We start from the raw sequence: 19439 nt of genomic DNA, 5'->3' as shown, positions 1-19439 counted from the left end.
GACCGGCCATAAAAAACCCCGGTGTCCGCGAGGAGCACCGGGGTTGGGCTCGGCCCGGGGGCCGGAGCGGGTGTTACATCATGCCGCCCATGCCACCCATGCCGCCCATATCGGGCATGGCCGGAGCGGAGTCGTCTTTCGGCAGCTCAGCCACGATGGCTTCGGTGGTGATCAGCAGACCGGCGATGGAGGAAGCGGCCTGCAGCGCGCTGCGGGTCACCTTGGCCGGGTCGATGATGCCGAATTCCAGCATGTCGCCGTATTCGCCAGTGGCGGCGTTGTAGCCGTAGTTGCCGCTGCCCTGCTTGACCTTGTCCAGCACGACAGAGGCTTCGTCACCGGCGTTGGCCACGATCTGGCGCAGCGGGGCTTCGACGGCGCGACGCAGGATGTTGATACCGGCGTTCTGCTCTTCGTTGATGCCTTTCAGGTCCTTCAGCGCGTCCAGGGCACGCACCAGGGCGACACCGCCGCCAGGCACCACGCCTTCTTCCACGGCAGCGCGGGTAGCGTGCAGGGCGTCTTCAACGCGGGCTTTCTTCTCTTTCATCTCGACTTCGGTGGCAGCGCCAACCTTGATCACGGCAACACCGCCGGCCAGCTTGGCCAGACGCTCTTGCAGCTTCTCTTTGTCGTAGTCGGAAGAGGTTTCTTCGACCTGGGCACGGATCTGCTTGATGCGGGCCTGGATGTCGACTTCCACGCCGGCGCCGTCGATGACGGTGGTGTTTTCCTTGTTCAGGACCACACGCTTGGCTTGACCCAGGTGCTCCAGAGTGGTGCTTTCCAGGCTCAGACCGACTTCTTCGGAGATGACGGTACCGCCGGTCAGGATGGCGATGTCCTGCAGCATGGCCTTGCGACGATCACCGAAGCCCGGCGCCTTGACGGCAGCGACCTTGACGATACCGCGCATGTTGTTGACCACCAGGGTGGCCAGGGCTTCGCCTTCGACGTCTTCGGCGACGATCAGCAGCGGGCGACCGGCCTTGGCGACAGATTCCAGCACCGGCAGCAGTTCGCGGATGTTGGAGATCTTCTTGTCGACCAGCAGCAGCAGCGGGCTGTCCAGCTCGGCCGACATGGTGTCGGGCTTGTTGATGAAGTAGGGCGACAGGTAGCCACGGTCGAACTGCATTCCTTCAACGACGGACAGTTCGTTTTCCAGGCCCGAGCCTTCTTCGACGGTGATGACGCCTTCCTTACCAACCTTCTCCATGGCTTCGGCGATGATGTTGCCGATGCTTTCGTCGGAGTTGGCGGAGATGGTGCCTACCTGGGCGATGGCCTTGCTGTCGGCGCAGGGCTTGGACAGGTTCTTCAGCTCGGCGACGACGGCAGCGGTGGCCTTGTCGATGCCGCGCTTCAGATCCATCGGGTTCAGGCCGGCGGCCACGGACTTCAGGCCTTCGGTGACAATGGCCTGGGCCAGCACGGTGGCGGTGGTGGTGCCGTCGCCGGCAGCGTCGTTGGCCTTGGAGGCCACGTCTTTCACCAGCTGGGCGCCGATGTTCTCGATGCGATCCTTGAGCTCGATCTCCTTGGCGACGGACACGCCGTCCTTGGTGATCAGGGGAGCACCGAAGCTACGCTCCAGAACCACGTTACGGCCTTTCGGGCCCAGGGTGGCCTTGACGGCGTCGGCCAGGGTGTTGACACCGGTCAGCAGCTTCTTGCGCGCGGAGTCACCAAATTTGACGTCTTTTGCAGCCATGTTCTGTTTCCTCTAAGAAATTCGAAAAGTGAGCGGGGATCAGCCTTCGATAACGGCCAGGATTTCGGACTCAGCCATCACCAGCAGTTCTTCGCCATCGACCTTGATGGCGTTGCTGCCGGAATAGGGACCGAAAACCACCTTGTCACCCACTTTCACCGCCGGAGCACGGACGTCGCCGTTGTCCAGCACGCGTCCAGTGCCTACGGCAACCACTTCACCGCGGTTCGGCTTTTCGGCAGCCGAGCCCGGCAGCACGATGCCGCCAGCGGATTTGGTCTCTTCTTCGCTGCGACGAATCACAACGCGATCATGCAGAGGACGAAGCGCCATTGTCGTATCTCCCAAAGTTCTAAGTGTTTCCAGCGCCGATGACTGCATCGGCAGTTTGTTTTTACCGGCTGCGCCGGGTGCGCCCTGTGCATGACAGGACGCGAAACCTGCTCGCCTTGCGGCGACAACCTTGCGGTGTCCGCTACATGAGGTTGTCGCCAGGCATTTCAAGGGCGGAGGACAAAATTTTTAGCGTTTTTGCTCGTCACGGTGCACCACTTCACCCTCGATCACCTCGGGGCGATGAGGCGCGCCCTGACCGGCGCCCGGCTGATAGCCCTGGGCGCCGGGATTGCGCCGGGTCACCCGGCCGATCACCGCGCCCAGCAGGGCCTTGCGGGTCACCGGCAAGAGGCAGACGAGCGCCAGAACGTCGCTGATGAAGCCCGGAAAGATCAGCAGGGCGCCGGCAATCGCCAGGGTCAGGCCCTGGATGACTTCCTGCTCGGGCATCTGCCCCTGGGCCAGGCGCATGCGGATGCGCCAGAGGGTGGTGAAGCCGGCGACGCGCAGCAGGGCGACACCGACCAGAAAGCTCAGCAGCAGCAGGGCGAAGGTGGCGAGCACGCCGATTTCGCTGCCGATCTTGATGAGTACGGCCAGTTCCACAAAGGGGAACAGCAAGAAGAGTAAGGCGGTCACGCGCATCTCAGGTCCTTCACGGTGGAAGCCGGTTGAAAGACAGGAGATGGAGGCGGTCGAGCCGATTTCAAGGTCGCCGCCAGGCGCCCGGCACAAACGACAAGGCCGCGAAAGTCGCGGCCTTGAGGGGGTTGCACAGGGTCAGGGAAATATCGGGTTACCAGGACACGCCGACACCGGCGGTGTACTCGGTCTGGTTGACGTTGCCCTCGGCACCGCTGGTCAGTTCCTTGGACGCCTTGAGGTTCAGCGACGCCCAGTTGGTCACCTTGTATCTCAGGCCGACATCGCCGTCGAAGGTGAAGTTGGCGGTGTTATCCAGCGGACGACCCAGTTCACCCGTGGTGAAGAACTGGATGGTCTGACCGTACAGATAGCGGTTGTAGTCCCACTTCATGCTCGCCGAGAGGAACTGGTCGGAGCCGCCGTCCGCATACTGGTAGCGATTGTGGTTGAGCAGGCCGGTGAGCGAGAAGGCACCCAGTTCGTTGTCCCAGAACTGGTAACCGGGACCGGTACCCAGGGTCCGCTGCTTGGCCAGCGCCTGGATCCAGTCGCGCTTGTATTCGGCGCGGCCCTGCCAGAAGAATTTCTCGTCGAAGAAGCGATCCAGGGCGTATTGCAGATCGTACTTGTTGGTCGAGACGGTATCGTTGGCCTTGTAGCGGTCGTAGCTGCCGTTGGCGTTGTGCCGCCACATGCCATGGCGCGCCTGGGTCTTGAAGTCGATGTCGTACTTCTGGCTGTCCTCGGAGGAGCTGATGTAGTCCAGGCCGGCGTCGATGTTGCCTTTCCAGGCGAAGTCGCGCAGGAAGGGCCGCGGCGGCACGATCTGGGTGATGCTGGCCAGGGGGACGGTCTGCTGGCCATCGGTGGTGGTGACCACCACCTGGCCGTCGTCGGCCGGCTTGAGGCTTTCCACCGGGAAATCGGGTTCGTACTTGCCGCGCTGGACGATGACGGGCTTGTCACGCTGCAGCGTCTTGATCTTGTCCCAGGACAGGGGAATGTTGCCGCCGTATTCGGTCTGCAAGAGCAGCTTCTTGCTGTCCAGCAGCTTGATGGTTCCGGTCAGACGATCGCCATTCTTGAGCCAGACGGTGTCGGCATGGGCGAAGGAGGCGAGTGACAACAGCGCGAGCGAGGAGAGCAATCGAAAACGCATGGGCACCAGGACACCTTTGGGTGGACTTGGGTGGAAAGGTAACGAAACGAGAGGGGCGCGATTATCCGGGTGCCAGAGGCTCGCGCAACCGTTCCTGGGTAAAAGTTAGGCAAGTTTCCGGAAATACTGCCCAAAGGTCGGGCGTCTTGGGAGAATGCGGCAGCTCGACACGTTTCAGCACCACCGTAACCAAACTTTTCGGCACACTGGCACTCTTCTCCCCCGGAGCAGCAGGGCGTCATGCGTGCACCCCCTCCCCTCGAATCCCGTCGCCAGGCCGTCTTCCTGGCACTGGCCGCCATTCCCGCGGGGCGGGTGGTCAGCTATGGCCAGTTGGCGGAACTCGCCGGGCTCGGTCGCGGAGCCCGCTGGGTGGGCTGGGTGCTGGGGCGTCTGCCGGAGGGCAGTGCCCTGCCCTGGCATCGGGTGATCGCGGCGGATGGCCGGCCGAGCCTGACCCAGGACAGCCCCTCTGGCCGGGAGCAACGCGAGCGGCTGCGGGCCGAGGGTGTACTGCTGCACGAGGACCGGGTGGACATGCGTCGGTACCGGTGGAATCCAGCTGAGAGTGTCGAGTAGAGTGCGCGTTTTTTCCGAGCCCAAGGGCATGTTTGCACGTTTCTGGCGTGAAGCCGTCACCACCTACAAGTCAAAGGCCTGCCTGGCCCTGCTGCTGCTGGGTTTCGCTGCGGGCCTGCCAGCCATGCTGGTGTTTTCCACCCTGTCGGTCTGGCTGCGCGAAGCGGGCGTGAGTCGCGAGACCATCGGCTATGCCAGCTGGATCGGTCTGGCCTATGCCTTCAAGTGGGTCTGGTCGCCCATGCTCGACCTGTGGAAGCTGCCGCTGATCGGCAAGCTCGGGCGGCGACGCTCCTGGCTGGTGCTGTCGCAGATTCTGGTGGGCCTGGGATTGATCGGCATGGCGCTGTGCAATCCGCAGCAGCACCTGGAGCAACTCATCGCCCTGGCCGTGCTGGTGGCCTTTGCCTCGGCCACCCAGGACATCGCCGTGGACGCCTATCGCCTGGAAATCGCCGACGACGATCGCCAGGCCGCCCTGGCCGCCTGCTACATGACCGGCTATCGCATCGCCGCCCTGCTGGCCAGCGCCGGCGCGCTGTTTCTCGCCGAGGAGCTGGGCTCGTCCCGGTTGGGCTACAGCCAGAGCGCCTGGGCCACTACCTACATGCTGTTCGCCCTCCTGGTGCTGCCGGGCCTGGTGACCAGCGTGCTGATTCGCGAACCCGAGCCGGTAGCGCCCATGGCCATGGCGGAATCGCGCTTCGGCTTCAATCACCAGCTGGTGGCGGTTGCCCTGCTGCTGGTGATGCTGATCTCCATCCCCGCCGCCATCAATGCCGCCATCGCCCAGGCCTGGCCACGCGCCCTGCTCTACAGCCTGTTCATCGTCGGCTGCCTGTCGCCCTGGGGCCGCTATTGCTCCAAGCCCCTGAGTGATCTCATGCGCCGCATGCGCGAGCCCCTGCGGTTGCGCGATGCGGCCAATGCCGAAGAACTGCCACGCTTCGACTTCGTCCACCAGATGGTCTCGGTGATCCTGCTGATCGTGCTGATCGTGGCCGCCACCGGCGGCCTGTCGGCCCTGGCCGGCGGCTACTGGCCGCGCGGTCTGATGTACGGCCTGATCGTCTGGCTGTGCCTGACCGCGCCGGGGCGCCGGCTGATGGCACCGGTGCTGACGCCCATCACCGAATTCATCCAGCGCTACCAGTGGCAGGCGCTGCTGCTGCTCGGCCTGATCTCCACCTATCGGCTGTCCGACACGGTCATGGGGGTGATGGCCAGCGTCTTCTATATCGACGTGGGATACAGCAAGGAAACCATCGCCGGGGTCAGCAAGATCTTCGGGGTGTTCATGACCCTGTTCGGCGCGGGCCTGGGCGGCGTGCTGATCACCCGGGTAGGCATCCTGCCGATCCTTTTCCTCGGCGGCGCCGCTTCGGCGCTGACCAACCTGCTGTTCGTGGTGATCGCCTCCACCGGCGCCAACGTGCCGCTGCTGATCGCCACCATCTGCGCCGACAACGTCAGTGGCGGCATGGCCACCTCGGCCTTTGTCGCCTACCTGTCGAGTCTGACCAACCTCAGATTCTCGGCCACCCAGTACGCCATGCTCAGCTCGCTGATGCTGCTGTTGCCGCGCCTGCTGGGTGGCTATTCGGGGGCCATGGTCGAGCACGTCGGCTACAGCTCGTTCTTCTCCCTGACCGCGCTGATGGGGGTGCCGACGCTGCTGCTGATCGCCGTGCTCTGGCTGCGTCAGCGGCGCGATCCCGCCGTCGTCAAGACCGGCGGGAGCTGAGCGGGACCTAGGCGGCGGGGCTGGACTCGCCCTGCGCCTCAGCGACCGGTGCAGTGTTGGCGAAGTGCACCACTCGCTGCGGGAAGGGAATGCCGATACCCACCGCGCCCAGACGGTCGCGGACCTGCTCGTTGAGCATGAACATCAGCGGCCAGTAGTCGCCGCTGTCGGTCCAGAAGCGCAGCGACAGGGTGATGGCGCTGTCGCCCAGGGCCGATACCACCACCTCGGCGGCCGGATCCCGATGCACCCGCGAGTCTTCCGCCAGCGCCAGCAGCACCTCGCGGCCCTTCTGCAGATCGGCCTCGTAATCCACGCCGACATCGAAGATCACCTTGCGCTTGGGCTGGCGCGAGTAGTTGGTGATGATGCCGTTGGACAGATTGCCGTTGGGAATGGTGACGGTCTTGTTGTCCCCGGTCAGCAGGATGGTGTGGAAGATCTGGATGGAATTCACCGTCCCCATCACGCCTTGGGCTTCGATGAATTCACCGACGCGAAAGGGGCGGAAGGTCAGGATCAGCACACCGCCGGCAAAATTCGACAGGCTGCCCTGCAGTGCCAGACCCACGGCCAGACCGGCCGCACCGATGATGGCGACAAAGGAGGTCGTGGCGATGCCGATCATGGACGCCGCGCTGACCGCCAGCAGGATCTTGAGGATGATGCTGACCAGGCTGCCGAGGAAACTCAGCAGCGCCGGGTCGGCGCCATGGTGGGCCGCCAGGCCGCTGGCCTTGGCCGAGACCTTGTTGATCAACCACCAGCCGATGGCCAGGGTCAGCAGCGCCAGCAGCACCCGGCCGGAATACTGCAGGACAATGGGCAGCCAGCCCGCGGTCATCGCCAGCAGGTGGTTGTATTGGTTTTCGATATCCAAACGGCGTCTCCTGTTACCTCTTCAGTCAGATGCCGCCGCGCTCGGCGGCGACCCTAAAGGGAGTCAGCTCAATCACGGAAGTTCTGGTATTGCAGCGGCATGTCCAGGGACTGGCCGCGCAGCAGGGCGATGACCTCCTGCAACTCGTCGCGCTTCTTGCCGGTGATGCGCACCTGCTCGCCCTGGATGGCGGCCTGAACCTTGATCTTGCTGTCCTTGATCAGGGCGACGATCTTCTTCGCCAGCTCCTTGTCGATCCCCTCGCGCAGGACGGTCTCCTGCTTGACGGACTTGCCGGAGGCATAGGCATCCTTGACCTCCAGGCACTGGACGTCGATCTTGCGCTTGGCCAGGTTGACCTTGAGGATCTCCAGCATCTGTTCGAGCTGGAAGTCGGCATCGGCGGTGAGGGTCACCGTCAGGTCCTTGGCTTCGAAGCTGCCCTTGCCGCGCAGGTCGTAGCGGCGATCAAGGTCCTTGATGGCGTTGTCGACGGCATTGGTGACTTCGTGCTTGTCCAGCTCCGATACCACGTCGAAGGAAGGCATGGATTTTCTCCTCGGTTGCGATGGGGCAGCCTTGACGCTGCGGCATGACCGACCATTATAACGACTGACCCTAGCCTTGCAGGAATCCAACCATGCCCCGCGAATCCACCCTGGAGTCACAGTTGTGAGCTGGCACGTACTGGGTGCCGGCAGTCTCGGCGGACTCTGGGCGGCGCGGCTGTTTCGCGGTGGCGAACCGGTCCGGCTGATCCTGCGTGACCGTACACGCCTGGCGCAGTATCGCGCCGGCGGCGGACTGCAACTCAGCGAAGGCGACACCACCAGCCTCTATCCGCTGCCGGCCGAGACGCCCGAGGCCGGCAATCCGATCCGCCGCCTGATCCTCGCCTGCAAGAGCTATGACGCCGAAGAAGCCATCGCCAGCGTCGCCGCGCGCCTGGAACCGGAGGCCGAGATCCTGCTGCTGCAGAACGGCCTGGGCAGCCAGGATGCCGTGGCCGCCCGGGTCCCGCGGGCGCGCTGCCTGAGAGCCAGCACCACCGAGGGGGCCTATCGCGAGACCGACTTCCATGTGGTGGCGGCCGGCGCCGGGCAGATCTGGATCGGCGACCAGCTCGGCAGCCATACCCCGCCACCCTGGCTGGACACCCTTACCCAGCTGGGTTTCCCGGTGCGCTGGACCGAAGACATCGACGCCCGGCTGTGGCGCAAGCTGGCGATCAACTGCGCCATCAATCCGCTGACCGTGCTGCATCGCTGCCGCAACGGCGAGCTGCGCCAGCACGCAGCGGAGGTAGCGGCGCTCTGCGACGAACTCGCGGCCCTGCTGGAAGCCATGGGCCTCGCCCCGGCGGCCCAGGGGCTGCAGCAGGAGGTCGAGGCGGTGATCGCCGCCACCGCCAACAACCGCTCTTCCATGCTGCAGGACGTGGAGCGCGGCCAGCGCACCGAGGTGAGCCATCTGCTCGGTCATGCCCTGCCGATCGCCGGACGGCTGCGCCTGCCGGTGCCGCATCTGACGGACCTCCAGCAGCGGTTGCGGACCCGGCTCGCGGAGCGCGGATTGCCCGAGGACTAGCTGCGGGCTACCCTGCCCGCTTCCCTGTTGCCGCGGCTGCGCCATGATCCTCGCCAAACGCCTGAAGAATCTCCCGGTCGGCCGCAAGTTGCTGGCCGCCCTGCTGGTGATGATGATCGCGGTGCTGGTGGTGGCCAACGTGACCTTCATCAGTGCCGCCTACTGGATCTCCCAGGAAAGCGTGGCGCCCCAGGCGCTGCAGACCCTGGGCCGGCTGTTCGCCAGCCCGGTGCTCAGTCGCGAGGTGCTGGCCTCGCCGGAGGCGGCCCAGGTGCAGTTGCGCCAGCTGGACGGCTATGCGCCGCTGCGCCTGGCCGCGGTCTACGACAGCCAGGGCCAGCGCCTGGCCGAGTTGCACAACGGCGATCGCCTGCAGGTACCCGCGCGCTTCGAAGAGCTGCAGACCTGGCGCCTGCGGGAATTCCGCACCAACCTGCTGGTGGAACTGCCGCGCCCCGAGGGCCCGCCCGGGCATCTGCTGCTGGTGGCCAGCAGCGAGCTGCCGGGCGCCTTCTACCGCGGCACCCTGACCGCCAGCCTGGCGATCCTGACCTTCAGCATCCTGCTCTGGCTGGTGGTGGCGCGACAGATCAAGCGACTCATCACCCTGCCGATCCGCGAGCTGGAAGAACTTTCCCGCCAGGTGACCCGCGAGGAAAACTACTCGCTGCGCGCCAGCAAGGGCAGCGAAGACGAACTGGGTCGCCTGGCGGAATCCTTCAACACCATGCTCGGCCGCATCCAGGGCCGCGAGCAGCAACTCAAGCGCGCCCGCGACGACGCCCAGTACGCCGTGCTGCAGGCCCAGAGCCTGGCCGAGGAGACGCGCCGCTCCAACCGCAAGCTGGAACTGGAGGTACAGGTCCGCGGCAAGATCGAGAAGAAGCTCACCGGCTTCCAGAACTACCTCAACAGCATCATCGACTCCATGCCCTCGGCGCTGATCGCGGTGGACGAGCAGTTCTACGTGACCCAGTGGAACCAGGAAGCCACCCACCTCTCCGGCACCCAGCTGGACGAAGCCCTGAACCAGCCGGTGTTTCTTGCCTTTCCCTCGCTCAAGCCGTTCCTGCCGCAACTGAGTCGCACCGCCGAATTGCTGCGGGTGGAAAAGGTGGAGCGGGTGACCTGGGCGCTGACCGATACCCCGCGCCACTACACCCTGACCTTCTACCCGCTGATGGGCGGCGCCGGACGTGGCGTGGTGATCCGCATCGACGACATCACCCAGCGCCTCAACATGGAAGAGATGATGGTGCAGTCGGAAAAGATGCTCTCGGTGGGCGGCCTGGCCGCCGGCATGGCCCACGAGATCAACAATCCCCTGGGCGCCATCCTGCACAACGTGCAGAACATCCGCCGCCGGCTGTCGCCGGAATTGCCGAAGAATCTCGAGCAGGCCGCCGAATCCGGCGTCGAACTCAATGCGGTGAATTGCTACCTGGAAAGCCGGCAGATCCCGCGGCTGCTCGACGGCATCCACCAGGCCGGCAGCCGCGCGGCCAAGATCGTCAGCCACATGCTGGCCTTCAGCCGGCGCAGCAATCGCAAGATGGAAGCCAGCGAATTGCCGCCGCTGATCGACCAGGCCATCGAGATCGCCGGCAACGACTTCGACCTGGCGGAAGGCTTCGACTTCCGCACCCTGTCGATCATCCGCGAATTCGATCCGGCACTGGGGCCGGTGCCGGTGATCGGCAATGAACTGGAGCAGGTGCTGCTCAACCTGCTGAAGAACGCCGCCCAGGCTATCCACCTGCGCGACGACGAGGAAGAAGGCGAATACGGCCGCATCACCTTGCGCACCAGGCTGCGCGGCGGCTGGGCGGAGATCCAGGTGGAAGACAACGGCATCGGTATCCCCGAGGATATCTGCAAGCGCATCTTCGAGCCCTTCTTCACCACCAAGGAGGTGGGCCAGGGCACCGGTCTGGGCCTGTCGGTGTCGTACTTCATCATCACCAACAACCACAAGGGGCAGATGGAGGTGCACTCCACGCCCGGCGTAGGGACCTGCTTCACCCTGCGCCTGCCGCTCATCCAGGCCGACTTCGACACAGCCTAGGCTTGTCTGAAAAGTGCCTGTGCTCGGCCATGCTGCGTTAAAAATCACCTGGATCGCCAGCCCGGTCGGAATGCTCATTTACTCTTCGTGAACTCCGCTTCCTCACCGATTTTTGCCTTGCCTGACCGTCGCTCGGCGACTTCTCAGACAAGCCCTTAGAACCTCATCAGGAGCTGCGCCATGGGTTTTCGCCTTACTGAGATCTACACCCGCCAGGGCGACGCCGGCGATACCGGCCTGGCCGACGGCAGCCGGGTACCCAAGGATCATCCGCGCATCGAGGCCATCGGCGCGGTGGACGAACTCAACAGTGCCCTGGGTCTGCTGCTCGCCGAGCTGGCGGACGATACCCGCCTGGCCGAGGTGAGCGACGCCCTGGCACCCTGCCAGCACCGGCTGTTCGATCTCGGTGGTGAATTGGCCATGCCCAGCTATCGCGCCCTGCAGCCGGTGGAGATCGAGCGCCTGGAAGGCGCCATCGATCACTGGAACGCCGAACTGGGGCCGCTGGAGAACTTCATCCTGCCCGGCGGCTCGCGCGCCGTGGCCCAGGCCCATGTCTGCCGCACCCTGGCCCGCAGTGCCGAGCGGCGCTGCCGCAGCCTGCACGCGGTGGAGCCGCTGGAAGGCCAGGGCCTGCCCTATCTCAATCGGCTGTCCGACCTGCTGTTCGTCGCCGCCCGAATCGTCGCTCGGCGCCAGGGGCTGAGCGAGGTGCTCTGGCAGGCCGCACGGCCATGAGCGCGCCGGCCGCACCCGCCGCGCCACCACCGCGCCGCCACGAGGGCCTGCTGGCGCTGTGGGACGGCCTGATCCTGATCCTGGTCTGCGTGAACCTGGCGCTGATCCTGTTCGACAGCCTCTATGCCCTGGGACCGCTCAACCAGGCCCTGGCCGCGGTGCTGCCCGGCTTCCACGCCTTCTATGGCGAACGCATCCATGCCCATTTCACCCGCATCGACCTGGTGTTCGTCGCCTTCTTCCTCGCCGATGTGCTGCTCGGCTGGCTGGTGGCGGTGGTCGAGCGCCGCCATGCCCGCTGGTACCACTATCCCTTCATCCACTGGTACGACGTGCTCGGCTGCATTCCCCTGGGCGGCTTCCGCCTGCTGCGGGCGCTGCGCATCGTCTCGCTGCTCCTGCGCCTGCAGCGCCTGGGGCTGATCGACATGCGCGGCTGGCGGCCCTATCGGCTGTTCAACCACTACTACCAGCTGCTCATGGAAGACCTTTCGGATCGGGTGATGATCAAGATCTGCGGCGAATTGCAGGACGAACTCAACACCCGCGACGACTTCTCCCAGAGCGTGATCGACCGCGTCATCCGCCCGCGCAAGCAGCGGCTGATCGACGGCATGGCGCTGCGCATCCAGGCAATGGTGGAACAGGGCTACAGCCAGAATCGCGCCACCCTGGAACGCCTGGTCGGCGACGTGGTGCAGGGCGCCCTGGACGAGAATCCCGACTTGGCCCGGCTCAAGCGTCTGCCCATGGGTGAGCGCCTGGCCGACACCCTGGACGGGGTGCTCACCGATATCGTCAACGGCCTGGTCCGGGAAGCGGCGGCCAGTCTGCGCACCCGCGACTTCCGCGCCCTGGCCAGTCGCCTGGCCGATCACGGCTTCGATCAGAGTCTGCCCAGCGGCGCCCAGGACAATGCCCTGGACGAGGTGCTGGTGGAGATCCTCGAGGTATTCAAGCAGAAGGTCCTGCAGCGCCGGCTCGATCAGCTCGATGGCGAACTCTGGCCGCAGGAGTGGCAGCGCAACGAGATCGATCCGATCAACGCGCCCCGGCGCTGATCTGCTGCTGCAGATTCTGCACTTGGGTCTGCAGGGTGGTGATGTTGCGGGTGGTCTGCAGGCGGAAGGCGTCGAATTCCTTGCTGTCCGGGCCCACCGGGCGGGCGTCCAGTTCGCTGCGCAATACCAGCAGGTCCTGCTGCATCTCGCCAAGCGCCTGGTTCTGGGCGCTGGGTTTCTTCAGCGCGGCGATGTCGGCCTGCAGCGCCTTGTTCTGCGCATTGAGGCTGGCCACCTGCTCGCTCAGGCTGGCGGTCTGCGCCAGGCCGTTCTTCAGTGTGGTCTGCTCCTCGGCCAGGGCCTTGAGCCGGGTATCCACCTCGTCGCTGCCGGTCTGCACCGTCTGCACCGCGGTGGAGAGGTTCTGCAGACGGTTGTCCTGGGCCTGCTGGTTGTCCGTCACCCCCTGCTGCTGGCGGGTGAGTTCGGCGACCTTGGTCTGCAGCGTCTTGACCTGCAGCAGCAGGGCCTCGCGACTGGTGGTGCCGGAGGATTCACTCTCCACCAGCTTGCCGGAGATGTCCCTCAGGCGACCCTGGGCGTCTTCGCTGATGCGCGCGAAGTTTTCCTGGGTGGCCACCACCTGCTCCTGCATCAGCACCAGTTGCTGATGACTCCACCAGGCGACCCCGGCCAGGGCCAGGGTCAGGGCCGCGACCAGCACCCACAGCGGCGCGGTGGAGGGCCCGCGGCGTACCGGGCGGGAGTGACCGGCAGCGGGTTCGCGATAGACCTCTTCGGCTTCGACCGGACGCCGACTGCCGGGACGGCGATCGTCGCGCTCCGGAGTCAGACTCGGGACGTTATCCATTTCATCGAGAAGATCGTTGCGCATGGCAGACCTGTGAGCAGAGGCAGGAAGACGGAATCGCGGCCAGTATAACGGCCGTCGCCATGGACGCGAGGCAGCCGGCACGCGGATTGGCCCCGGGAGCGTGCGCCGAAACGCAGTCTGCGTCGATAGCAAAGCGCCAGCATGCCCTGCCCTGGGTGCGCTGAGGATTGCCGCTAGACCGCTCCGCTATGGGCCTGGGGCGCCCGCGGGCGATATTCTTCCAGGGCGCTCCAGGAACTGGCCTCGGGCAGGTAGCCGAAGGCCTCCTGGGCGGCGCGGATGTCCAGGGTGAAGGCGCTGTCGAGCAACTCGGGCCAGCAGGATTCATGACCCGGGGTGCGCAAGCGGGCATAGAGGCGCCGGGGATCGAAGGCCTTGCGCTCGACGACTGGCGGCAGCTCGAAGCGGCGCAGCAGGAAGTTGATCGCGTCCCAGCACACCAGGGGCTGGCCATCGCTGAGGTTGAAGACCTTGCCGTGGGTGGCGGCGGGTTGCCTGAGCAGCAAGGTCACCAGGGCCTTGCGCAGGTTGCCGGCGCTGGTGAAGTCCCAGCGATTGAGACCGTTGCCGCTGCGTCCCAGCTGCCTGGCCTTGGCCCGCTCCAGCAACCAGCGCGCCCAGTCGCGATCGGCCAGGCCGAGCACCTGGGCCGGCCGCAACACCGTGACCTGGGGGCCGAATTCACCGGCGGCCAGGGCCAGGCGCTCCAGTTGCAGACGGCGCTGGGCCTCGCGGCTCCTGGGCTTGGCCGGCACCTGGTCTTCCTTGAGCGCTTCGCCGCCGCTTTCGTAGAGGCGCGCGGACGACACATAGACGAATTGCGCGACCTGCTGCTGCAGGGCGGCTTCGATCAGCACCTGACCATGATCCAGATCGGCGGCGCTCGGCACGCCGGCCACGTCGGTGCAGTGGGCGATGGCGTCGATGTCGTCGCACAGCGCCACCACCTGCGCGGGCTGGTCGAGCAAGGCCGGGTGGTAGTCGGCGCCGCGTTCGACCAGGGTGTCCAGGGTCGCGCCGGGGCGGCCGTGCACCCGCACCAGTTGGCCGCGGTCGAGCAGATCGCAGGCCAGACCCGCACCGAGCGCCTCGCTGGCGCCCGTGATCAAGATACGCATGTCGCTGGGATTCCCGAACCTGTCCGCGGTCGCCGAGGGCGACCCAGGGACCAGTGTAACCAAAGCCTTCGACAGGCGCCGCTAGTCGCGCACCAGCCACTGACCGGCGACGCCCTCCAGATGGCGGGTCAGCGCCTGCAGGGCGACACCGCCATTACGCCAGTGATGCCAGAACAGCGGGACATCCACCCAGTGACCGGGCGCCAGATCCACCAGGGCACCACTGGCCAGGGCGGCCGCACTCTGGATATCGGGCAGCAGACCCCAACCGATACCACTGAGGGCCATCTGCTGGAAACCTTCGGCGGACGGGCAGAGGTGGTAGTCGAAGGGCGCGGTGACACCGAGCTGCTCCAGATAGCGGTGCTGCAGGCGGTCGTCCGGACCGAAGACGATGGCGGGCGCGCGCACCAGGGCCTGGGCGATCGGCCGCCCTGTCAGCCAGCGGGCACAGAAATCCGGACTGGCCACGGCGCGATAACGCATGGCGCCCAAGGATCGCACCCGGGCGCCCGCCAGGGGCTGACCGCTGGCGCAGAGGCAGGCCGCCACCTCGCCCGCGCGCATACGGCGCAGCACCACGTCCTGATCCTCTACCACCAGATCCAGCAGCAGCCCCTGCTCCACCAGCCAGGGGCCGACCGCGGCCGGCCACCAGCTGGCCAGGCTGTCGGCGTTCAGGGCGATACGGAGCCGCTGCGGCGCTTCTTCAGCCAGTCCCGGCACCTCGCTGCCCAGATCGGCTTCCAGCAGCCGGACCTGCTGGATATGGCGCAACAGCCGCAGACCCGGCGCGGTAGGCTGGGGCGGTGTCTCCCGCACCAGCACCGCCTGGCCTACCCGGGCTTCGAGCAACTTGATGCGCTGGGACACCGCCGATTGCGACAGGCCCAGCCGGCGCGCCGCCCGCTCGAAGCCGCCCTCTTCCACCACCACCGCCAGGGCTTCCAGCAACTTGTAGTCGATCATCGATTCAGCTAATGCTGCATAAGGAATATTGGTTTTTCTTATACACCCAGACCCGGCAAGGTGGCAGCCATTCCTGGACAACAAGGCGACACCCTTGCAATGAACAGCTACTTTACCGGCCTGCTGACCATGGCCAGTCTCATCATGGCGCTGGGCGCCCAGAACACCTATCTGCTGGCTCAGGGGCTGCGCCGCGAGCACCATCTGGCCATCGCCGCCTTCTGCCTCACCTGCGACGTGATCCTGGTGGCCGCCGGCGTGCTGGGCCTGGCCGCGCTGATCCAGCACAGCCCGCTGCTGGTGGACATCCTGCGCTGGGGCGGCGCGGCCTTTCTGCTCTGGTACGGCGCCCAGGCGCTACGCCGGGCCTGGCGGCCGGCGGCCATCGACAAGCTGGAGACCACGAGTCCGCGCAGCCGGCGGCAGGCATTGCTCGCCGCGGCGGCCGTCTCCCTGCTCAATCCCCATGTCTATCTGGACACGGTGCTGCTGGTGGGCTCCCTGGGCAGCCAGCAGGCCGCGCCCCTGGCCTATGTGTTCGGCGCCGCCACCGCCTCCATGCTGTGGTTTTTCGGACTTGCCCTGGGCGCGGCCTGGGCCGCACCCTACCTGGCCCGTCCGGGGGTGTGGCGACTGATCGATCTGCTGGTGGCCGGGGTGATGTTTGCCGTCGCGGTGCAGTTGCTGGTCTCGACCTGAGGCTGGCCTTCGCCCGGCGAGCGCCCTAAGCTGCGGCTCTGCGTTTCCTGTCGAGAGTCCCTATGCCCTTCGCCCGCTCGCTCCGCAGCCAGAGCCTGCTCCTGTTCGGCGGCAGTCTGCTGCTGATGCTGCTGATCGCCCTGGCCGGCTTCGCCCTACTTTCCCGCGAACTGCACCGCTACCAGCACCTGATCGAGGGCCCGCTGGAGCGGCTGGTGGAGATCGACGACACCCACCTGACCTTCAAGATCCAGGTGCAGGAGTGGAAGAACTTTCTCCTGCGCGGTGGCGATGCCGACACCGCCGAGCGCTATTGGCAGGCCTTTCTAACCCGCGAAGCCGAGGTCGATCAGCGACTGCAACAGCTGGCCACCCGCGTCGACCCCGAGTTGCAACCGCGACTCCAGGCGCTGCGGACCCAGCACGGGCGTCTGGGCGAGCGCTATCGCGCCGGCCATGCCGCCTATCTCGCCCATGACCGCGATCCACGCCGCGGCGATGCCGAGGTCCGCGGTATCGACCGCGAGACCGCCGAAGGCTTCGCCGCCCTGGTCGATGAACTGCACGGCCGTACCGCCGCGCAGATCGCCACCATCCGCGCCGAGGCCCAGCGCGACATCCTGCTCGCCGGCCTGGCCCTGCTGCTCTGTGGCGGCGGCCTGCTGTTCCTGGGGGTCAGGCTGGTGGAGCGGCGGCTGGTGGACCCGCTGGTGACCTGCGCCCGGCAACTGGGGCTGCTGGCGCGCGGGCGCTTCGGCGAGCGCCTGCCCGGCGGGCGCGATGACGAACTGGGCCGCCTGACCCTGAGCACCAATCTCCTGCGCGACGCCGCCGTCCAGCACACCCACGAGCTGCGTCATCAGGCCAGCGAGGTCAGCGCCCTGAGCGCCCTGCTGGCCAGTCAGCTGCTGACCGAACCGGGTCAGCCCGCGCGCGCGATCGATCCACAGGTCCTGAAAGAGGTCAGTCGCCGCCTCGCCGACATCGCCGGCGATCTGCAGGAGGCCGCCAGCCAGCGGCAGGATTGAGCTGCGGCGCTAGAGCTGCGCCGGTACCTCGCGCCATTGCCCCGGCGCCAGGTCGTCCAGCGTCCAGGGGCCGATGCGTACGCGCACCAGGCGCAGGGTCGGCAGGCCCACCGCGGCGGTCATGCGCCGCACCTGGCGATTGCGCCCTTCGCGGATGGTCAGCTCGATCCAGGCGGTCGGCACGCTCTTGCGAAAGCGCACCGGCGGATCGCGCTCCCAGAGCACCGGCGGCTCGGCCAGCAGGCGCGCTTCGGCCGGCAGCGTGGGGCCGTCATTGAGTTCGACCCCCTGGCGCAGGCACTGCAATTGCGCTTCGCTGGGGGTGCCTTCCACCTGGGCCCAGTAGGTCTTGGGCAGCTTGTGCCGGGGATCGGCGATGCGCGCCTGCAGCTGGCCATCGTTGGTCAGCAGGAGCAGGCCTTCGCTGTCACGATCCAGACGGCCAGCCGGATAGACACCCGGTACCACGACGTAGGCCTTCAGGGTCGCGCGGCCATCGGCGTCGGCGAACTGGGTGAGCACATCGAAGGGCTTGTTGAGCAGCAGCAGCCGCGGCGTGACCGGCGGCGCCTTGGCCTGGCGACGGGGCCGCTGGCCGGGGGTGGAACGGGTATTTCGCGACATGGGGATCGACGGCGGCTAGTAAGGGCCTGTTCAAAGGCTCGCGAGCTAGAGCCAAACAAGGCGAAAATGTCTGAGGAAGCGGATCGTACTCGCGCTCGATTTTACAAAAGTAAATGAGCATTCCGACCGGGCTGGCGATCCAGGACCTTTTCAACGCCGTTTGGCCGACGCGCAGCAGACTTTGAATAGGCTCTTAGGGGTAATCTGGGCCATCCAGTCTATTCGTCCGAGGTCCCATGCGCATCTTTCGTCCGCTGTGGCTGATCCACCTGCTCACCCTGGCCGGTTGCGCCTCGTCGGCCTACGAAGGCCCGCGCACCGACCACTTCGACGGCGAGCGCTTCCACAACCTGGCGCCGCGCGAGGACAAGAGTCTCTGGACGGTGCTGAAATGGCAGTTCACCCGCACCCGGCCGGAATGGACCTGGCAGGAAGGGCCGGCCGTGCCGACGCGGCCAGCGGCCCGGGTCGAGGGCGGCGAATTACGGGTGACCTTCGTCAACCATGCCACCCTGCTGATCCAGCATCAGGGCCTCAACATCCTCGCCGACCCGGTCTGGTCGGAGCGGGTCAGCCCCTTCAGCTTCATCGGTCCGCGACGCTATCACGCCCCCGGCGTGGCCCTGGATGACCTGCCGCCGCTGGATCTGATCTTCGTCAGCCACAGCCACTACGACCATATGGATCTGGCGACCCTGAGGCGCCTGGCCGAGCGCGCGCCCCTGACGCCGGTGGTGACGCCCCTGGGCAACGCCGAGCTGATCCGCCGCGAGACCGGCTTCGTCACCGTCAGCGAACTGGATTGGTGGCAGAGCCTGCCGCTCAAGGAGGGCCTGCGTCTGCACCTGGTACCGGGCCAGCACTGGTCGGCGCGCAGCCGCTTCGACACCAATCGACGGCTGTGGGGTGGCTTCGTGCTGGAAGCGCCGAGCGGACCGGTCTATTTCGCCGGCGACACCGGCTGGGGCCCGCATTTCGCGCAGATCCGCGAACGCCTGGGCGCACCGCGCTTCGCCGCCCTGCCCATCGGTGCCTACGAACCGCGCTGGTTCATGCAGGACAGCCACCTGAATCCCGACGATGCGGTACGTGCCCATCAGGCGCTGGGCGCGGCCAGCAGCCTGGGTATCCACTTCGGCACCTTTTCCCTGAGCGACGAAGGACAATTCGCCCCGCCCCGCGACCTGGCCCATGCCCGGGCCCTGCATGGTCTGGCGGACGCGGCGTTCCGGACACTGGCGCCGGGCGAGGTCTGGTCGGTTCCCTGAGGTTCTATACGAACAGGGCCTGTGCGCGGTGAGGCTCCGTTGAAAAGCGCTACTCCACCAACCCCTTGTCCCAGAGCCGCACCAACTCACTGGGCGCCCGGTCTTCGGGGATCAGCAGGGTCAGTTCGTCTTCCTGCTCGGCAGGTTGCGGGCGAAAGCGCAGCTCCACCTTGAAGTAGCGCTGATCGCCGCGCCCGACCTGGGTCGGTTCGCCAGATTCCGGCAGGCAGCGTTCCAGCACCGAGCAGATGCGCCCGCGCTGGGCGCTGTCGTACTGGCCGAATTCGATCTCCCGCGGCTTGCTCAACGCATGCAAGGGGGCGAAGCCCCCCTGTCGCGAGAGCCGCACCACGGTGTCCTTGCCCAGCGGGGGAAGTTCGCGCATCG

The 19439-nt window shown here is 66.3% G+C and carries 20 protein-coding genes; 9 read left to right on the top strand and 11 right to left on the bottom strand.

What is annotated here, in order from left to right; translation table 11 throughout:
- Positions 1 to 73: 73 nt before the first annotated feature.
- The 4 genes from groL to OMP44_RS22205 form a co-directional block, all read right to left on the bottom strand.
- Positions 74 to 1714: a chaperonin GroEL gene (gene groL, locus OMP44_RS22220; protein ID WP_133863005.1), complete on the bottom strand. Its 1641-nt coding sequence runs from the start codon at positions 1712 to 1714 to the stop codon at positions 74 to 76.
- 39 nt (positions 1715 to 1753) lie between these two features.
- Entirely contained in the window at positions 1754 to 2047 is a 294-nt protein-coding gene (locus OMP44_RS22215) for a co-chaperone GroES (protein WP_007161933.1), read from the bottom strand.
- A 189-nt stretch (positions 2048 to 2236) separates the two neighbouring features.
- Positions 2237 to 2695, bottom strand: a complete 459-nt coding sequence (locus OMP44_RS22210; RefSeq protein WP_133863006.1) for an FxsA family protein — start codon at positions 2693 to 2695, stop codon at positions 2237 to 2239.
- A gap of 151 nt (positions 2696 to 2846) precedes the next feature.
- Positions 2847 to 3854 carry a DUF481 domain-containing protein gene (locus tag OMP44_RS22205; protein WP_133863007.1) on the bottom strand — a complete coding sequence of 336 codons (1008 nt, stop codon included), beginning with the start codon at positions 3852 to 3854 and terminating at the stop codon, positions 2847 to 2849.
- 240 nt (positions 3855 to 4094) lie between these two features.
- Between OMP44_RS22205 and OMP44_RS22200 the strand changes: the two genes are divergently transcribed.
- A complete protein-coding gene (locus tag OMP44_RS22200; RefSeq protein WP_133863008.1) occupies positions 4095 to 4433 on the top strand; it encodes an MGMT family protein in 339 nt (112 codons plus the stop codon).
- 28 nt (positions 4434 to 4461) lie between these two features.
- Entirely contained in the window at positions 4462 to 6177 is a 1716-nt protein-coding gene (locus tag OMP44_RS22195; protein ID WP_158889438.1) for an AmpG family muropeptide MFS transporter, read from the top strand.
- Between the two features lie 7 nt (positions 6178 to 6184).
- Here the strand turns inward: OMP44_RS22195 and OMP44_RS22190 are convergent, their stop codons facing one another.
- Complete coding sequence (locus OMP44_RS22190; RefSeq protein WP_405046463.1) at positions 6185 to 7021, bottom strand: mechanosensitive ion channel family protein; 837 nt, start codon at positions 7019 to 7021, stop codon at positions 6185 to 6187.
- 104 nt (positions 7022 to 7125) lie between these two features.
- On the bottom strand, positions 7126 to 7605 hold the full coding sequence (locus OMP44_RS22185; RefSeq protein ID WP_133863011.1) for a YajQ family cyclic di-GMP-binding protein: 480 nt from the start codon (positions 7603 to 7605) through the stop codon (positions 7126 to 7128).
- Between the two features lie 124 nt (positions 7606 to 7729).
- Here OMP44_RS22185 and OMP44_RS22180 point away from each other — a divergent pair, with 124 nt between their 5' ends.
- The 4 genes from OMP44_RS22180 to OMP44_RS22165 all read left to right on the top strand — a co-directional run bounded on the left by OMP44_RS22180 (position 7730) and on the right by OMP44_RS22165 (position 12511).
- On the top strand, positions 7730 to 8644 hold the full coding sequence (locus tag OMP44_RS22180) for a putative 2-dehydropantoate 2-reductase (RefSeq protein WP_280311309.1): 915 nt from the start codon (positions 7730 to 7732) through the stop codon (positions 8642 to 8644).
- Positions 8645 to 8687: 43 nt separating this feature from the next.
- Entirely contained in the window at positions 8688 to 10709 is a 2022-nt protein-coding gene (locus tag OMP44_RS22175; protein WP_133863013.1) for a sensor histidine kinase, read from the top strand.
- 180 nt (positions 10710 to 10889) lie between these two features.
- Positions 10890 to 11450, top strand: coding sequence for a cob(I)yrinic acid a,c-diamide adenosyltransferase (locus tag OMP44_RS22170; protein ID WP_187978453.1), 561 nt, complete (start codon positions 10890 to 10892; stop codon positions 11448 to 11450).
- Positions 11447 to 12511, top strand: coding sequence for an ion transporter (locus OMP44_RS22165; protein WP_187978452.1), 1065 nt, complete (start codon positions 11447 to 11449; stop codon positions 12509 to 12511). Before OMP44_RS22170 ends, OMP44_RS22165 begins: the two co-directional genes overlap by 4 nt.
- On the opposite strand, the gene OMP44_RS22160 is transcribed toward OMP44_RS22165, so the two are convergent.
- The 3 genes from OMP44_RS22160 to OMP44_RS22150 all read right to left on the bottom strand — a co-directional run bounded on the left by OMP44_RS22160 (position 12492) and on the right by OMP44_RS22150 (position 15433).
- A complete protein-coding gene (locus OMP44_RS22160) occupies positions 12492 to 13346 on the bottom strand; it encodes an ATPase (protein WP_187978451.1) in 855 nt (284 codons plus the stop codon). The two genes, OMP44_RS22165 and OMP44_RS22160, sit on opposite strands and share 20 nt — an antisense overlap.
- Before the next feature lie 173 nt (positions 13347 to 13519).
- Positions 13520 to 14464 (bottom strand): NAD-dependent epimerase/dehydratase family protein, encoded by a 945-nt coding sequence (locus OMP44_RS22155; protein WP_280311303.1) that lies wholly within the window; start codon positions 14462 to 14464, stop codon positions 13520 to 13522.
- An 81-nt stretch (positions 14465 to 14545) separates the two neighbouring features.
- Positions 14546 to 15433: a LysR family transcriptional regulator ArgP gene (locus tag OMP44_RS22150; protein ID WP_133863018.1), complete on the bottom strand. Its 888-nt coding sequence runs from the start codon at positions 15431 to 15433 to the stop codon at positions 14546 to 14548.
- Positions 15434 to 15532: 99 nt separating this feature from the next.
- Here OMP44_RS22150 and OMP44_RS22145 point away from each other — a divergent pair, with 99 nt between their 5' ends.
- Positions 15533 to 16132, top strand: a complete 600-nt coding sequence (locus OMP44_RS22145) for a LysE/ArgO family amino acid transporter (RefSeq protein ID WP_158889420.1) — start codon at positions 15533 to 15535, stop codon at positions 16130 to 16132.
- A gap of 62 nt (positions 16133 to 16194) precedes the next feature.
- Entirely contained in the window at positions 16195 to 17160 is a 966-nt protein-coding gene (locus OMP44_RS22140; RefSeq protein ID WP_187978449.1) for a methyl-accepting chemotaxis protein, read from the top strand.
- Positions 17161 to 17169: 9 nt separating this feature from the next.
- Here OMP44_RS22140 and OMP44_RS22135 read toward each other — a convergent pair whose 3' ends face one another.
- On the bottom strand, positions 17170 to 17784 hold the full coding sequence (locus OMP44_RS22135) for a pseudouridine synthase (protein WP_208694119.1): 615 nt from the start codon (positions 17782 to 17784) through the stop codon (positions 17170 to 17172).
- Positions 17785 to 18020: 236 nt separating this feature from the next.
- Here OMP44_RS22135 and OMP44_RS22130 point away from each other — a divergent pair, with 236 nt between their 5' ends.
- Positions 18021 to 19052: an MBL fold metallo-hydrolase gene (locus OMP44_RS22130; RefSeq protein WP_187978447.1), complete on the top strand. Its 1032-nt coding sequence runs from the start codon at positions 18021 to 18023 to the stop codon at positions 19050 to 19052.
- Between the two features lie 49 nt (positions 19053 to 19101).
- Here the strand turns inward: OMP44_RS22130 and OMP44_RS22125 are convergent, their stop codons facing one another.
- Positions 19102 to 19437, bottom strand: a complete 336-nt coding sequence (locus OMP44_RS22125; protein WP_017640065.1) for a protealysin inhibitor emfourin — start codon at positions 19435 to 19437, stop codon at positions 19102 to 19104.
- Between the last annotated feature and the right edge of the window lie 2 nt (positions 19438 to 19439).

This window comes from Pseudomonas flavocrustae (genome assembly GCF_029872515.1).
GTDB classification, from domain to species: Bacteria; Pseudomonadota; Gammaproteobacteria; order Pseudomonadales; family Pseudomonadaceae; genus Chryseomonas; species Chryseomonas aestiva.
The sequence above is the reverse complement of the archived record's forward strand: the minus strand, read 5'-3'. Positions and strand labels throughout refer to the sequence as shown.

Excerpts from the sequence above, each read along its gene's own strand:
- groL (WP_133863005.1), bottom strand. The coding sequence starts at position 1,714 with ATGGCTGCAAAAGACGTCAAATTTGGTGACTCCGCGCGCAAGAAGCTG.
- OMP44_RS22215 (WP_007161933.1), bottom strand. The coding sequence starts at position 2,047 with ATGGCGCTTCGTCCTCTGCATGATCGCGTTGTGATTCGTCGCAGCGAA.
- OMP44_RS22210 (WP_133863006.1), bottom strand. The coding sequence starts at position 2,695 with ATGCGCGTGACCGCCTTACTCTTCTTGCTGTTCCCCTTTGTGGAACTG.
- OMP44_RS22205 (WP_133863007.1), bottom strand. The coding sequence starts at position 3,854 with ATGCGTTTTCGATTGCTCTCCTCGCTCGCGCTGTTGTCACTCGCCTCC.
- OMP44_RS22200 (WP_133863008.1), top strand. The coding sequence starts at position 4,095 with ATGCGTGCACCCCCTCCCCTCGAATCCCGTCGCCAGGCCGTCTTCCTG.
- OMP44_RS22195 (WP_158889438.1), top strand. The coding sequence starts at position 4,462 with ATGTTTGCACGTTTCTGGCGTGAAGCCGTCACCACCTACAAGTCAAAG.
- OMP44_RS22190 (WP_405046463.1), bottom strand. The coding sequence starts at position 7,021 with ATGACCGCGGGCTGGCTGCCCATTGTCCTGCAGTATTCCGGCCGGGTG.
- OMP44_RS22185 (WP_133863011.1), bottom strand. The coding sequence starts at position 7,605 with ATGCCTTCCTTCGACGTGGTATCGGAGCTGGACAAGCACGAAGTCACC.
- OMP44_RS22175 (WP_133863013.1), top strand. The coding sequence starts at position 8,688 with ATGATCCTCGCCAAACGCCTGAAGAATCTCCCGGTCGGCCGCAAGTTG.
- OMP44_RS22170 (WP_187978453.1), top strand. The coding sequence starts at position 10,890 with ATGGGTTTTCGCCTTACTGAGATCTACACCCGCCAGGGCGACGCCGGC.
- OMP44_RS22165 (WP_187978452.1), top strand. The coding sequence starts at position 11,447 with ATGAGCGCGCCGGCCGCACCCGCCGCGCCACCACCGCGCCGCCACGAG.
- OMP44_RS22160 (WP_187978451.1), bottom strand. The coding sequence starts at position 13,346 with ATGCGCAACGATCTTCTCGATGAAATGGATAACGTCCCGAGTCTGACT.
- OMP44_RS22155 (WP_280311303.1), bottom strand. The coding sequence starts at position 14,464 with ATGCGTATCTTGATCACGGGCGCCAGCGAGGCGCTCGGTGCGGGTCTG.
- OMP44_RS22150 (WP_133863018.1), bottom strand. The coding sequence starts at position 15,433 with ATGATCGACTACAAGTTGCTGGAAGCCCTGGCGGTGGTGGTGGAAGAG.
- OMP44_RS22145 (WP_158889420.1), top strand. The coding sequence starts at position 15,533 with ATGAACAGCTACTTTACCGGCCTGCTGACCATGGCCAGTCTCATCATG.
- OMP44_RS22140 (WP_187978449.1), top strand. The coding sequence starts at position 16,195 with ATGCCCTTCGCCCGCTCGCTCCGCAGCCAGAGCCTGCTCCTGTTCGGC.
- OMP44_RS22135 (WP_208694119.1), bottom strand. The coding sequence starts at position 17,784 with ATGTCGCGAAATACCCGTTCCACCCCCGGCCAGCGGCCCCGTCGCCAG.
- OMP44_RS22130 (WP_187978447.1), top strand. The coding sequence starts at position 18,021 with ATGCGCATCTTTCGTCCGCTGTGGCTGATCCACCTGCTCACCCTGGCC.
- OMP44_RS22125 (WP_017640065.1), bottom strand. The coding sequence starts at position 19,437 with ATGCGCGAACTTCCCCCGCTGGGCAAGGACACCGTGGTGCGGCTCTCG.